The 14,769-nt window shown below is 66.0% G+C and carries 11 protein-coding genes; all 11 read right to left on the bottom strand.

What is annotated here, in order from left to right; all coding sequences use genetic code 11:
- Positions 1-186 precede the first annotated feature (186 nt).
- The 11 genes from A5673_RS19835 to A5673_RS19790 all read right to left on the bottom strand — a co-directional run bounded on the left by A5673_RS19835 (position 187) and on the right by A5673_RS19790 (position 14,730).
- Entirely contained in the window at positions 187-1,575 is a 1,389-nt protein-coding gene (locus A5673_RS19835; RefSeq protein ID WP_068236182.1) for a pyridoxal-dependent decarboxylase, read from the bottom strand.
- 384 nt (positions 1,576-1,959) lie between these two features.
- A complete protein-coding gene (locus A5673_RS28585) occupies positions 1,960-3,846 on the bottom strand; it encodes a Rho termination factor N-terminal domain-containing protein (protein WP_082958845.1) in 1,887 nt (628 codons plus the stop codon).
- Positions 3,847-4,032: 186 nt separating this feature from the next.
- Positions 4,033-7,119, bottom strand: coding sequence for a replicative DNA helicase (locus tag A5673_RS19830; RefSeq protein ID WP_068236179.1), 3,087 nt, complete (start codon positions 7,117-7,119; stop codon positions 4,033-4,035).
- A 509-nt stretch (positions 7,120-7,628) separates the two neighbouring features.
- The gene (rplI, locus tag A5673_RS19825) at positions 7,629-8,087 is read right to left on the bottom strand and encodes a 50S ribosomal protein L9 (protein ID WP_068236176.1); all 459 of its coding nucleotides are present in this window, start codon (positions 8,085-8,087) and stop codon (positions 7,629-7,631) included.
- Between the two features lie 30 nt (positions 8,088-8,117).
- Positions 8,118-8,372 carry a 30S ribosomal protein S18 gene (gene rpsR, locus A5673_RS19820; protein ID WP_068236173.1) on the bottom strand — a complete coding sequence of 85 codons (255 nt, stop codon included), beginning with the start codon at positions 8,370-8,372 and terminating at the stop codon, positions 8,118-8,120.
- Positions 8,373-8,413: 41 nt separating this feature from the next.
- Positions 8,414-8,932, bottom strand: a complete 519-nt coding sequence (locus A5673_RS19815; RefSeq protein WP_068236170.1) for a single-stranded DNA-binding protein — start codon at positions 8,930-8,932, stop codon at positions 8,414-8,416.
- Positions 8,933-9,003: 71 nt separating this feature from the next.
- Positions 9,004-9,294 (bottom strand): 30S ribosomal protein S6, encoded by a 291-nt coding sequence (rpsF, locus tag A5673_RS19810; RefSeq protein WP_061557737.1) that lies wholly within the window; start codon positions 9,292-9,294, stop codon positions 9,004-9,006.
- A 118-nt stretch (positions 9,295-9,412) separates the two neighbouring features.
- Entirely contained in the window at positions 9,413-10,054 is a 642-nt protein-coding gene (locus A5673_RS19805) for a DJ-1/PfpI family protein (protein ID WP_068236167.1), read from the bottom strand.
- Positions 10,051-11,700: a glycosyltransferase family 87 protein gene (locus A5673_RS19800; RefSeq protein WP_068236165.1), complete on the bottom strand. Its 1,650-nt coding sequence runs from the start codon at positions 11,698-11,700 to the stop codon at positions 10,051-10,053. The genes A5673_RS19805 and A5673_RS19800 overlap by 4 nt, the downstream gene beginning before the upstream one ends.
- On the bottom strand, positions 11,697-14,315 hold the full coding sequence (locus tag A5673_RS19795; RefSeq protein ID WP_369806501.1) for a transglycosylase domain-containing protein: 2,619 nt from the start codon (positions 14,313-14,315) through the stop codon (positions 11,697-11,699). Before A5673_RS19795 ends, A5673_RS19800 begins: the two co-directional genes overlap by 4 nt.
- Positions 14,308-14,730, bottom strand: coding sequence for a DUF5318 domain-containing protein (locus A5673_RS19790; RefSeq protein ID WP_068236162.1), 423 nt, complete (start codon positions 14,728-14,730; stop codon positions 14,308-14,310). Before A5673_RS19790 ends, A5673_RS19795 begins: the two co-directional genes overlap by 8 nt.
- Positions 14,731-14,769: the final 39 nt, after the last annotated feature.

Below are 14,769 nucleotides of genomic sequence, written 5' to 3'. Positions count from 1 at the left end.
GAACGCTTGACTCGCGGTGATGCAGGTTGTCTCCCTCGATGTCATCTGCGATCTGTCTCAGAATTCGTCTCGTTTCTTCAGACCAAGCCGAGGAGCGCACCGCGCGCTTGCTTGTCCGCCAGGCGATGCACGAGGGTATTCACCACCTCGGCGATATCTGTCGAATGTGCAACGCACCTGGCGCGCCTAAGTCCGCGACGGAATAGCCTGCGCCATCCGCGATATCGCGTCCGCAGCGCGGTCCACATCGTCGTTTGTAGTCGCCCAATTGCAAATCGGCACACGCAACACGTATCGGCCCTGCCAGGTTGTTCCGCCGACCCAACAGGTTCCCTCGCGCTGGACGGCGGCCATTGCGATGCGGTTGGCGTCGTCTCCGCCCGGAAGCCGCAAAAGCACCTGGCTGAGTACAACGTCGTTGAGCACCGTCGCACCGGGAATCGCGGACAGGCGCTCGGCCATGCGTCGGGCTTGCACGCAGTTCCGTTCGATCAGTTCGGCGATACCGGCGCGGCCCAGCGATCGGATAGCCGCATAGACGGGTAGAGCACGGGCGCGGCGCGAGCACTCAGGCACATAATTGGTGCTGTCACGCTGTCCATCATCGACCATGAGGTGGGGTGCCGCGAGCCTCATTGCGGCGACGTGTATTTCGGGGTCGGCGACGATCGCCATCCCCGCGTCATGGGGCACGTTGAGCCACTTGTGGGCGTCGACGGCCCAGGAGTCCGCACGCTCGACACCACGGGTCAGGTGTCGGGTGGATGGTGCCGCGGCAGCCCACAGGCCGAACGCGCCGTCGATGTGCAGCCACGCGTTATGCGTGGCGCAAGCGTCGGCGATCGGCTCGAAGGCGTCGAACGCGCCGCTGGCAGCGTTCCCGGCCTGGGCACACACGATCGTCGGCCCGTCGGCCTTGGCCAGCGCGTCGCGTAGCGCGTCGGGTTTCATCCTGCCCTGATCGTCAGCAGCGACGCGGATGGACGTGTCGGCGCCCAACCCAAGCAGGCGCAGGGCGGTGTAGACGGTGACGTGGGCCTCCTCACCGCACAGGATGCGAACCGGCGGGGCACCGATGAGCCCGTCGTTTTCGACATCCCAGCCGGCACGGGCCAGTACCGCGTGACGGGCGGCAGCCAAACAGGTCGTGTTGGCGCCTTGACCGCCGGTGACAAAGCCGACGCTGGCCGTGGCCGGCAGGCCCAGCAGGTCCAGGGTCCACGCCGAGGTGACCTCTTCGATGGCGGCCGCCGCCGGCGAGTGCGAATGAAAGTCGACGCACTGATCCCACGCCGAGACCAGCCAGTCGGCGGCCAGCGCCGCGGGCAGCGCACCGCCGGTGATGAATCCGAAGTAGCGTGGTCCGGCGCTGGCGACCAGACCGGGGTCGGCGCCGGCCACCAGCGCATTTACGACAGCTTTCGGGTCTTCGCCCTGCTCCGGCACCGGCCCGCCCAACGCCTCACGCACCTCGGCCGCGTCGACGCGGGCGGCCACCGGGCGCTCATCAAGGGTGTCGAGGAACGCCTGCGCGTGCTGCGCGGCGGCGGTGAGACCGGCAGTGCGATCTGACATGGGTAGAACCCTAGGCCCGCGGCGCATCACGTCAAGATGCCCGCGAACACCTCGAGTAGATTTCTTCGGATGGGTACTCACGTCAGCTCGCCACGCGGCCCGGCACGGCGTGCCCCTAACCACTAATGCCCTCCCCCAGCCTCCGAAACGTCAATATTGTTGAGTTGCTCTCCGCGAGAATCGTTGCAGCTAGCCGATTTCCGTTTTCATCCGAATGTAATTCGACTGCTCGGCGAGTTGACATTCAGTGCTCGAAGTGCACGACCCCAGACCAGGGCGCCCGGGTTAGCGTGCGCGGTTGGGGTCCGGTAGGTATGACATCGGCGAACCCTGGACTTGGTGGCGGCACGTCCATTACACGGGCCGGTGCGCCGTAATCATCGACTAGGTGGTCAGCGCCTCAACCAACTCCGCCTTCCGGAGCTTCGAGTAACGAGTGAGACCGCGCTCTCGTGCGATCGACCTCAGCTCGCCAACCGAAAGCCGCGTGAGTTCGCCACGCACACCTTGCGTCGATCTGGCAACCGATGGACCTAGTACGGTGCCCGGGTCGACACCACCAAGCGGTTTGGCGAGGACGCGGTAATCAAGCTCGCTTCGTGCAACCAGACTTTGGCGAAGTTTGGCGTTGTCCCTAGGCCGAACGAGGATGAACTCAGACGTGACCTCGACAGCCTCTACTAGGTCACATTCTTGACGAATGGTGGCGTCGAGTTCGAAAGTCTGGTTGTCATAAGCAATCCGCAAAGGCTGATATGCGAGAATCGCCGCAGGTCCATCCAGTGGCATGGCTGGGCTGACGATCCGAAAGTTCTCCCAGTCAACTTCAGCGGTGTTGTTGATCGTTAGCTCTGCGGCAGATCGAATTGTGTGCCACTCTCTCGCTGACAGTTTGTGTGGCATCTTGAGCTGCCGGAGCGAGAATCGTTGCAGGACGGCAAGAGCCGCGGCGATTTCGGCCCACTGCGCTGCCCCGTTGGCATCGTCGGGCCGTGCCGGTGGTCGAGTAGCCTTGACAAGGGCAGGCCCATTCGGCACGGATAGCGCGGCAGCGTGCTTGCCGGACCAAAGTCGTTGTGCAAATTCAAGTTCCGGAAGAACTCGATGCGGAAGCTTCCCTTGGAGCGGTACGGCCCAGGTACTCAGTGACATGGCTCCATCGTCGGGTCCGATCCGTAGTTCCATTCCTAGGGCTTGACCCTGCGCCCGGATCGCGCGCCCCTTCTGACCCTCGGTCGTGGTTAGCGGGCCCATTTCAATGATCAACATTCCTTCGTCGCCATCGGCCGCTTCGCTTGTAAAGCTGTATAACGCGATCGATTCCCACGGGCTCGGGACCTCAACGTCCGCCAGCCGCACCGTGCCCTGTGCCGCCAGTTGCGGGATTGATCCCGGCGGCCCATGTGCCTCAACGACTTCGGCTGCGACTGGTTCAGCAGGTGCGATGCCATATTCGTAAAAGTGTTCCAGTTCTGCTGCGTTCGTGTCATCTGGTGAGATCGTCAGCAGCAGGCTGATGGGGTCATACGCAGCCGCCTCTTCCGAGATCGGGCTGATACAAATCTCGACGTAGTAGTCGTCACTTACTCTCCGATAGGTCGTGACAGTCGGACGCCCGTGAGCGACACCGCCTGACATGCCGAGTATCGCGACCAGTTCTGCCGCCGGAACAAGGGCCAGCCGATAACGGTAGAATGGACTAATGCCATCGATGACTTCCTGAAGTTTCCGGTAGCGGTTTGTAACCGCTTCGAGCCGCGCATCCCCCGACCCTCCTTCGCCATCACTGGAATCAAGTGTGAGGGCCGCGATCATCTGTTGCAGGCGTTCGTAGCCTTGACCAAAGAAGTACTCGACGAGCCGGGGGTTGTCGGCGGCCCACCCGTTCACGTGCGCTAGGCCCTTCCATTCACAGGGGAAGGCCGCGCCAGCGGTGAGTTCCTTGAACCATTTTTCGCGCTCGGCGGTTGGGTCCCAGGGCATAACGAGGTACCACGCTGTGATCGTATTTGTTGCACCGAACTCGGCATTGACGCGGTTCCACGAGTCTTTGACTTTCGATAGCTGACCAGAATCGAGAGCGGAGGCATACTTCTTGACTTGGTAGACGTCGTAGCCAAGTTGGTTAGGAACCTTTATGTCCACGCCCTGGTCACCTTGGGAGGGCGTGATCCGGGTTCCGTCGGGAAAACGAAGAAGAAGTAAGGCCGCCAGGAAGTCTTCGACGGTATTGCCGTCGATGCTCCCCAGGGAACACATGTCATTTCGCATCTCGTCTCGTTTGCGGTAAATGCTGATCGTGCAGCAGCCAAGCCGAGTTAGGTCCCGCGCTACTCACCGTCTTTGGCTCGCCGATGACACCCGAATACGGCGGTCAAGTGAGCTAGAGCATCTAACGACCATGTCAAACAATCTGTGCGTGCATGTCAATTTTCGTTGCATCTCGACAGCTATCGGTCACCTCGCCATGTTGGCGAAGCGCGACAGATGCAACTGGTGCGCGACGGTCACCGTCTTGGTCGGGCCGTTGCGGTGTTTGGCGAGAATGAAGTCCGCCTCTCCGCCGCGCGGATCGTCGCGCTCAAACGCGTCCGGCCGGTTCAGCAGAATGACCATGTCGGCATCTTGTTCCAAAGAGTTGTGAACGCTGATGCCATTGGCGACGAAGTTGTGTGTGCCGCTGACGGTTCCGTCGTACACGTCTTGCTCGCCGAGGCTGGTGATCTCGACAATCGTGTCCCAGTACACGTGGTTGGTGGCTAAGTCGTGAATATCCGCATCGCCGAGGAGTGCGGCGGCGCGATGCAGTCGCGACCTACTCGGCGAGTGCTTCCACAAGGTCGAGCCACAGAACTGGATACCCATAGACGAAGCAAACTGGCGATGAGTCATTTCCTTGACAGAGAGGACCTCTCGGACCCGCGACCATATCTCCTTGGGCACGGTGTCGAGGTTGGGGTTGCGCACCACGCCCTCAAGATGAGACAGGACCTCCTGTGCAGCTGCGGCTTTCACGCCGTGGACGCCGACATGGCGAAGGAACCGCAACTGATTCTCCGCGCCGTAGATGCACAGGTGCCAGGAGTCTCGGTAGCCAAGCTTTCGAGCGAGCTTGATTCGTGAGAAGACGCCCATCCGCAGCAGCAATTGGGCCACATCGTCGATGAGGCGCCGGCTGGTCGATGCGTAGTAGATCCGCCCCTGGCCGGCCTTGGCATCCCACCGCACCGAGCCGTCGGTGGCCCACAGGTGACGCAGGAAGAGCGCCACCTGGTCGTTAGGCGCACGGAAAACGGCTTCTGGCACGAACTTCTCGTAACTGCGCTTGCCGAATAGGCCGAGGCCGTCGAGCCAGGCGGCGATCGGGTTGCGCCGGCCGCGCGCCAGCCGTTCCGGGGAAGGCAACCGCAGCGTGGTCACCCGCGCGGCCGGGTAATCGTCGCGAACCGCGGTCACGCCGAAGTGCGCGGCCGAGATCGTCACCTCGAGGAGGTTGGCCTCGTCGATGGACGCATAGCGGATCGGCTGGCGCTTCACGCATGATCCGTCGCCGATCATGTGGGCGAGCAGAATCACCTCGGACTCGTCCATCCGCTGCGTGTCGACGGGCTCGGGAACGCGCCGGGGAGCAGCGATGCGATCACCAATCTTGAGCTCCTCCAACGGCGTCCAGCCGTCGAGCTTCATAAAGGGATGGTTGCCGGTCGCCTCGACCTCGCGGCCCGAGGCCAGCCGAAGCCGGAACACCTCCTTGCGGCCGCTCGGGAACACGTTCGTCATCGGCCGCGCGACCATCCGCAGCCGCTCGTCCAGCGACCACACCAGGGGCCGCTCGCCGGTGCGCATGAGCTCACCAAACGTGACCTCCGCGCCGGTGTCGGCGCGCAAAATCCGCGTCGCCGCCGTCAGGCACCCCGATTCACGAAGGTCGGCCAGCATCGGCTTCTTGTCGGTGCGCTGCTCGGGGCCGCGGTTGAGCTGGCTGATCGCGACCACCGGAACCTCGAGCTCCTTGGCCAAAAGCTTGAGGTGCCGTGAGAATTCGGAGACTTCCACCTGTCGCGACTCGTGCTTCTTCCCCGACGTCATCAGCTGGAGGTAGTCGACCACGACCAGCTTGAGGTCGGCCTTCTGCTTCAGCCGGCGCGCCTTGGCGCGGATCTCCATCATGGTCAGGTTGGGCGAGTCGTCGATATACAGTGGCGCCTCGCTGATTTCGCTCATCCGTCGGGCCAGCCGGGTCCAGTCGTCGTCGTTCATCCGCCCCGAGCGCATGTCGGCGAGCTTGATCTTCGCCTCCGCCGACAGCAGCCGCATCACGATCTCGGACTTGCTCATCTCCAGCGAGAAGATGACGCTGGCCATCCGGTGCCTGATCGAGCACGAGCGCATGAAATCCAGCCCCAGCGTGGAGTTATGGGTCGGCACCATTCCTGGGCCTGCCAGGTACAGGCGCGCCGGATTGTCGACCTCGACGCAGCGGACGGGAACGCTGTCCACCCGTCGCACCGAATCGATCTGCACAACGGGAGCCAGCAGTGAAGTGGCGATCCCCTGCTGGGCTGAACGCATCGATGCTCCAGCCGCGGCGATGGTGTCCCAACCGCATCGGAGCTGAGAGGAGGTCCGGATGCCGCGAGTGGTAGGCCATTGGTGCTCGGCGTCGGCGACAACGACCGTCCCGTCGGAAAATTCGATCTCGTAGCACGGGTGGCCCAACATGATTTCGGTCGCGGCCACCACCCGCGTCGGTTGGCCGTCGGCGTCGAGTAACTCGTCACCAACGGCGACCTCGCCCATCGTCGTCCAGCCGGCCGGCGTGGGCAGCGGCGTGGTCAGCGCGAGCGCCTTGCCCACGCCCGGTCGGGCCGCCACGATGATCATCTGCCCGGGGTGCAGGCCGTTGGTCACCTCGTCGAGTTCGGTGAAGCCGGTCGGCACCCCGCGCGAGATACCACCGCTGGACGCGATGGCGTCGATCTCGTCCATCGTCGGCTGCAGCAGGTCCTCGAGCGGGACGAAGTCCTCGGAGAGCCGGCGGTCGGCGACGTCGTAGATCTCGGCCTGGGCGCGGTCGACGATCTCGGCCACGTCGGCGCCGTCGGCGCCCGCGTAGCCGTACTGCACCACCCGCGTCCCGGCCTCCACCAGACGGCGCAGCAGCGCCTTCTCCGCGACGATGCCCGCGTAGTAGCCCGCGTTGGCGGCCGTGGGCACCGTCGAGATCAGCGTGTGCAGATACGGTGCCCCGCCGATGCGGCGCAGCAGGCTGCGGCGGTCCAGTTCGGCGGCCACGGTCACGGCGTCGGCCGGCTCGCCGCGGCCGTAGAGATCCAGGATCGCGTCATAGATGTTCTGGTGCGCGGGGCGGTAGAAGTCGCCGGGGCGCAGCCGTTCCAGCACATCGGCGATGGCGTCCTTGCTCAGCAGCATCCCGCCCAGCACCGACTGCTCCGCGGCGAGATCCTGCGGGGGCTGCCGACCGAACTCCTCGCTCGGCGGTGACGAATCCATGCCCGACGTCACGTCATCGACGACCGCCATGGACTCCCACCTCCCCTACCATGAGCACCCGAACATACATTCGATAGCTGACGTTCAGAGCTTAAGTCAAGGCGCCGACATTGACTGCGCCGGGACGACGGTAAACGTTGCTGGCCAGTACTTAAAGGGGCGGTTGTTCATAACGCTGTGCATCGTGTGTGCATATCCTTCGACACCTGTGTTAAGCGGGGTGTGGAGAACCTGTGGATTAATTCGAGGCGCTGCGACATCACTGCTGATACGAGCAGTAGAACTCACCACATTTGGTGTGGACAAGAATCTCTACGGCGTGTCGGCGCAGGTTACTGCGTCGGGCGTGTTGGCTTTCAGCCACATTTTCGCCGCGTTACGGGGTGGTTAATGGCCCCCCTCGGCAAGGGCCTAGAAATAGTTCGCCAGGCGAGCGGCCCGGACTGACTTCGAAGTCCGGAGGGAAGGCGCGTCAGGCGCACAAAACCAGGCGACGGCCGAGCCGCGGCCGCCGCCTGGAGAGAGCAAACGCTACTTAGTTAGCTGTCCGCGACAACGTCGACGGAAACCTCGACGTCAACCTCCGGGTGCAGGTGCACCGACACCCGGTATTGGCCGACCGCCTTGATGTGGGCCTTGGGCAACCGGACGGTCCGCTTGTCGAGGTTGGGGCCCCCGGCCTTCTTGATGGCCGCCACGATGTCGCCGGCGGTCACCGAGCCGAACAGCTTGCCCGAGTCACCCGCCGCGTTCACCGGCAGCGTGACCGGTCCCAGCGCGTCGATCGCGGACTTGATCTCGTTGGCGTGCTCGAGGTCGCGCACCACCTTCGTCTCGCGCGCCCGCCGGATCTCGTCCGCCTGCTTCTGCGCGCCGCGTGAGGCGAGGATCGCCAGGCCGCGGGGCAGCAGGAAGTTGCGGCCGTACCCGTCCTTGACTTCGACCGCGTCGCCGACGGTGCCGAGGTGGTCGACGTCGGCCGTGAGAATCAGCTTCATCGTCAGTACTTTCCGTTCGTCCCTCGGCGACTAACGCGCCGAAGAGGTGAAGGGCAACAGGGCCACCTCGCGCGCGTTCTTCACCGCGGTCGCGATGTCGCGCTGGTGCTGCACGCAGTTCCCGGTGACCCGACGCGCCCGGATCTTGCCGCGCTCACTGATGTACGTGCGCAGCAGCGCGGTGTCCTTGTAGTCGATGGCTTGCTCTTTCTTCGCGCAGAAGACGCACTTGCGTGCCTTGACCGGCTTTTCCGGAGCCGGGCGCCGCTTGTTGGACTTGGCCATGTCTGTCTTTCTTTCCGTTTACTACTGGTCTGAAGTTGGGGTCAGAACGGGGGCTCGTCGTCGCCGCCACCGAATGACCCCGATGCCGGGGCGCTGCCCCATGGGTCGTCACCCTGTCCGCCGGCCGGTTGTGCCGGGGCCGGGGCCGGGCGCGAGCCCCCGCCACCGCCGAAGCCGCCGCCACCGCCGCCGCTGCGGCTGGCTTTGTTCACCTTGGCGGTGGCGTACCGAAGCGAGGGGCCGATCTCGTCGACCTCGACCTCGACGACGGTGCGCTTCTCGCCCTCACGCGTTTCGAAGGACCGCTGCTTGAGGCGCCCGGTGACAATCACCCGAGCGCCGCGAGTGAGGCTTTCCGCGACGTTCTCCGCGGCCTCGCGCCAGATGTTGCACCGCAGGAACAGCGCCTCGCCGTCCTTCCATTCACCGCTCTGCCGGTCATAGATCCGCGGCGTCGACGCCACGGTGAAGTTCGCCACGGCAGCACCCGAGGGAGTGAACCGCAGTTCGGGGTCCGCAGTCAGGTTGCCGACAACGGTGATAGTGGTGTCACCAGCCACAAATTCCTCCTCGGTCCGCCTTCACAGATGTGTTCCGGCTGAGCCTACGCAGCTCCGACGACACTCGGAACTCAGTGCTTGTCGGTGCGCATCACCTTGGTGCGCAGCACCGACTCGTTGAGGCTCAGCTGACGGTCGAGCTCGGATACAGTCGCGGGCTCGGCCTTGAGGTCGACGACGACGTAGATGCCCTCGGCGTGCTTGGCGATCTCGTAGGCCAACCGGCGCTTACCCCAGATGTCGACCTTGTCGACGCTTCCGCCGTCCTTGCGGACGACGTTGAGGAACGTCTCCAGGGACGGGGCCACGGTGCGTTCGTCGAGCGTGGGGTCAAGAATGACCATGATTTCGTATGGACGCATGGAAACCTCACCACCTCCTCTGGTCTCGAGCGGCCGCGGTCGATCCGCGGCAGGAGGGTCGCCTGCGTCGGCAACCGCACCAGGCTACCGGACCCGGGGCCGACCCGGGAAATCCGCTTTACCGCCGGGCTTGGAGGTACTCGTTGGCCCGGTCCACGGTGGCCCGATCGGCCTTGGCCAGCGCACCGGAATCGAACGGCGGCTGCGGGTCGTATTCGATGAGCAACTGGGCGGCCTGCGCGGCCTCGCGGTCGACCAGGAGCTCGACCAGCCGCAGGGCCATGTCGATGCCACTGGACACACCCGCGGCGGTGATGAGGCGCTGCGGTAAGTGCTCGACGACGCGCGTCGGGACGTAGCGCGCGCCCAACTCGTCGAGCAGGTCCGCGGCCCGCCAGTGAGTCGTCGCGGTGAGCCCGTCGAGCAGGCCGGCGGCGGCCAGCAGCAACGCGCCGGTGCACACCGACGTGGTAAACGTCGTGTTGGGGTGCACCGATTGCAGCCACCCGCGGATCACGTCGTCGTGGATCAGCCGACGGGTCCCGATGCCGCCGGGAACCACCACCACGTCGGGGGCCCCGACCTCGTCGAAGGCGGCGTCGCAGGCGACTCCGAGCATCCCGTTCTCGGTGCGCACCTCGCCGCGGCGGTGTCCCACGAACACCACATCGATCGACGGAATCCGTTGCAGCACTTCGTAGGGGCCGACGGCGTCGAGTGCGGTGAAACGATCGAACAGCGGGATCGCGACCAGGGTCATGGCGCCACTCCGGCCGCCGCCTCGGTGTCGGCTTCGGGCGCCGGCGCTTCCGCGCGCCGCAGCCCGGGCGGCCGCAGCCACTCCGGCAGCCAACCGGGCGGCGCGTCGGAGGCGCGGTCGAACGGGCCGCCCGCCGGATCGTCCACGCGGCCGTCCCACCGCACCAGGTCCTCCTCGGGGCGATAGATCTGCCGGAGCACCAGCGCACACAGCGCCACGACCGCGATGTCGCGCAGCAACACCGTGGTGGTGAAGAACTGCTCCGGCAGCCCGCGGTTGGGGTTGCCGTACAGGTAATACATCCGCGGCACCCACACCAGCGCGTCGATCGTCATCCAGGCCAGCAGGATTCGGCGGTGCGGCAACGCCAGGACCGCGAGCGGCACCAGCCACAGCGAGAACTGAGGGCTCCAGACCTTGTTGGTCAACAGGAAGGCGGCCACCACCAGGAACGCCAGCTGCATCAGCCGCGGGCGCCGCGGAGCGGTGAGCGCGACGTACGCGATCGCCACACAGCATCCGATGAACGTCACCGCGACCACCGTGTTCAACACGGTCGGCGGCTGCCAGAAGCCCAGCTTAGGATCGAAACCCCGCCAGCCGGTGAACGATTTCACCACGTTGTACAGCGAATCCATGTCGTCCCCGCGCCGGGTGTTGAGCCGGAAGAATTCGGACCAGCCGCGCGGAAAGAGCACCAGGACGGGAAGATTCACCACCAGCCAGGTCGCCGCGGCCGTCCCCGCGGTGCGCGCGAACGCGCCGAGGCGACCGGTGCGAACGCCGAGCACCAACATCGGCCCCAGAAACAGCAGCGGATACAGCTTGGCGGCGGCACCCAACCCGATCAGCATCCCGGCCAGCACCGGTTTACGCCGGGCCCAGGCCAGCAGGCCGCCCATCGCGAAAGCCGTTGCCAGGGCATCGAAATTGGTGAAGATCTGAAAGATCACCAGCGGCGAGGCGGCCACCAGGGCCGCGTCCCAGATGCGCCGGCCCGCCAGGCCGGCGGTCGCCCAGACGGTGCCCAGCCAGGCCAACGCCAACCCGAACGCCGCGACGTTGAAAAACATCACCACCTCGGCGACCACCGGCAGCGGTGCCAGCTTGCTGAGCGCGGTGTAGGTCTTGGCCAGCGCCATCGACACGTACTGGTAGACACCGGTCAGCACCGGATATTCCATGTATCGCACCGCGGGCTTCCCGTCGTAGCGGGTCTGGGGAGCGCCGTTGGCGTCGGTTTCGACCCAGCTTGACTTGTACGGGAACTTGCCCTGGCTCAACAACTCCGCGCCGTAGAGGGGCACGGTGTCGGAGTAGCACAACTCGTAGTAGGCGCGTTGGTTCTCCCAATTGGCGACCCGCTGATCGCCCGTCCCGGTTCCGGTGCTCTGCAGGCACGCCGCCTTGGTCGACCAGCCGAGCGCCAGGAACACCAGCGCGATCACGTACATCACCCGCACCGGGGTCATCAGGCGGGTCCGGCCGATCAGCGCGTGCCGGCCGACCGGGCCGCCGCCGGCCTCCGCCAGCGCCCCGCCCAGAAAGTCGGTGCGGCTCGGGCAATCCCGGTTGTCGGCGCTGCGCAAATCGCCCGCCAACGGCTGCGGTGAGATGGTGGCGTTCTGTTGCCGAGCGCCGGTCACGGTGGCGGCGGGGGCGCTTGCGGGCCGCCCGGTGGAACGCCGGGGGGTTGCGGCCCGCCCGGCTGGTTGCCGCCCGGCTGGTTGCCGCCGGGCGGCGGCGGCGCGTTGGTGACCGTGGTGGGCGGGCCGACCGGGATGGTGATGCCCGGCGCCACCTCGATCGTCGGCTGGATGACGCTCACCTGCGGCGGCGCGACCGGCGGGGGCGGCGGCGCGGGCACGCCCGCGTAGCCGCCGATCTCGCTCGGCTTGGGGAAGCTCTCGTTGGAGGTGCCCTTGAGGGCGCCATCCATCGTCGACTTCCAGATGTCGGACGGCAACCCGGAACCGTAAACCTCGGCGCCGGAGGCGGTTACGAGCGGCACGTTGTCCTGGACGGTGCCCACCCACACCGCCGTCGACAGCGACGGCGTGTATCCGACCATCCAGGCATCCTTGTTGGCCTGGGTGTCGCCCAACTGCACCGTCCCCGTCTTGGCCGCCGACGGACGGCCGCCGGCCAGACTGTGGCCCCGCGAATAGGCGGCGATCGGCTGCATCGCGGCGGTCACGTTGTCCGCGACCCCCTTGTCGATGCGGTTTTCGCCGGCGTTGTCGGAGCTGCCGGCGTCGAAAAGCACCTGGCCCTCCGCGTTGACGACCTTCTGCACCAGATGCGGCCGGTGATAGACGCCGGACGCGGCCAGCGTGGCGTACGCCGATGCCATGTCTATCGGTCGGGTTTGGTATTGCCCCAACACGATTCCGTTGTTGGGCGGACCGCCCTTGCCGTCCTCGGACAACGTGTGCGCGACGCCGGGGAAGCTCTTCGCGACGCCGGCCTGGTGCGCGGCGTCCGCGACGGCCTGCGGCCCGCCCTTGAGCTTGAGCATCAGCCGGTAGTAGGCAGTGTTGAGTGAAAGCTTCAGCGCCTCGGCGATATTGCACGTCCCGCAGCTCTCGCCGTCGACGTTGGTGATCTTGATGCCGTCCACGGTGAGCGGTGAACTGTCGACCTGATAGCCCAGGCCGATGCCCTGTTGCAGCGCCGCGACCAAAGCGAACACCTTGAACGACGACCCGGTCTGCAGGCCAGCCTGGGCGAAGTCGAACCCGTTGGCGTCGGAGCCGCCGTAGTAGGCGCGAATCGCGCCGTTGTGCGGATCGATCGACACCACGGCCGACCGCATATCGGGGTCCTGTCCGTCGAGGTATTTCGATACCGACTTCTCGGCGGCCTGCTGGGCCTTCGGGTCGATCGTCGTGGTGACCTGCAGGCCCTGGGTGTTCAGCGTCTGCTCATCGATGTTGAAGAGCTCCATCAGCTCTTTGGTCACCTGGCGTTCGATCAGCCCGTCGGGGCCGGTGGTCTGGTTCTGCGCGCGGGCCGCATCGGGCGGCAGGGTCACCGGGAACACCTGCGCCGCACGGTCGCTCGGTGACAGCGCCTTGGTCTCCACCATGCCGTCGAGCACCCAGTTCCACCGCTCCGCGGCGCCCTTCGGGTCGACCGCCGGGTCCAGTGAGGACGGCCGCCGGATCAGCGCCGCCAGCAGCGCCCCCTCGGAGACGGTGAGCTGCTCGACGGGCTTGCCGAAGTAGGCCTTGGCGGCGGCCGAGATGCCGTAGGTGCCCCGGCCGAAATAGATGATGTTCAAATAGGCCTGCAAGACATCGTCTTTGGACCACTCCCCCGCCATCTTGGTGGCAATGACCAATTCCTTGGCCTTGCGCATCAGACCGGCGAAGCCGTGCTGCGCGGAACCGACGAGCGCGTTCTTCACATACTGCTGGGTGATCGTCGATCCGCCCTGCAGGTCACCACCACCGAACAGGTCGTTGTTGACCGCCCGCGCGAAACCGCTGAACGAAATGCCCGGGTTCGAATAGAAGTTGCGGTCCTCGGCGGCGATCACCGCCTGGCGAACGTGCACGGGCACCTGGCTGAGGTTGACGTCGACCCGATTGCCTTCGGGCGGAACGATCTTCGCGATCTGAGAGCCGTCGCTGGCCAGGATCGTCGACACCTGGTTGGTGCGGATGTTGCCCGGCTTGGGGACGTCGACGATGAAGTACGCCATGGCGAAGGTGACGATCGGCAACAGCACCAGCGCCGCCAGGGTGAGGTAGGCGGCGCGTCGCACCCACAGCCAGTTGATCTGATCGACCCAGCTCCAGTCGATCCCGGGCCGCGGCGGTCGGCCGCCGCCCCCGCCGGACCCGCCCAGCGGCGGTGGCGGCGGCGGTGGTGGCGGTCCCTCGGGTGGGCGGCGCCCGTGCATCCCGCCGTCCCGCCGCGCCGCCGCCGCCCGCCCGTCGAGCGCGGCCTTGACCTCGTCGAGCGGGTCGCGCTGCGGCGGTGCCGGCGCGGGGCTGTTCAACGCCGCCTTGACCTCCTGGACGGGATCGGGCCGGCGGGGCGAGCGGTCGTCGACGACGGGCGGCAGGATCGTGGTCAACCGGTCGTCGGGAGGAACGGGGCGGCGGCGGCCCGGCCGTTGGGATGCGTCGCGCCCGTCCGCCTCCGGACTGTCGGGGTCGCCGGGTCGGTCGGTGCTCGCGTGCTTGCCAACGCGCTCAGTCGCTGATTCGTTCAGGTCACTGCGCGACTGGTCGTGGCGCCCTTCGTTACTCAATGGCCGTTCGGGCGCCGTTGCGCGCCGTCCGCGTGCGGGTGCCCTTGGGCGGGCGGGCCGCACCCATCACATACGACTTCACGAGGTGGTTCCAGCTGCAGGTCCGGCACACCTCCACCACATGCACGGAGAACTCCTCGAAGCGGGTCGCCAACATCACCAACTCTTCGGCGGTGCGAGCCGAGCCCGACACCGCGCCCAGGTGGTCCCCGAATACCCACGAGACGATGGTCAGCTGTTCCTTCCGGCAGATCGGGCACATGACCTGGCTCTGTTTGCCGTGAAATTTCGCGGCGCGCAGCAAATATGGGTTGGCGTCGCAGACCTCGGACACACCGGTGCGGCCCGAGTACACCTCGGCGAGCAGGGAGCGCCGGCGAAGCGCGTAGTCCACCACTTGTCGCTGCAGTCGCACGCTGACCAGAGTACGTGGCCGCCCGCCCCACCGACACGC

Source organism: Mycobacterium sp. E3198, from assembly GCF_001667015.1.
Classification (GTDB): Bacteria; Actinomycetota; Actinomycetes; order Mycobacteriales; family Mycobacteriaceae; genus Mycobacterium.
This window is presented reverse-complemented; position numbering and strand designations above follow the sequence as displayed.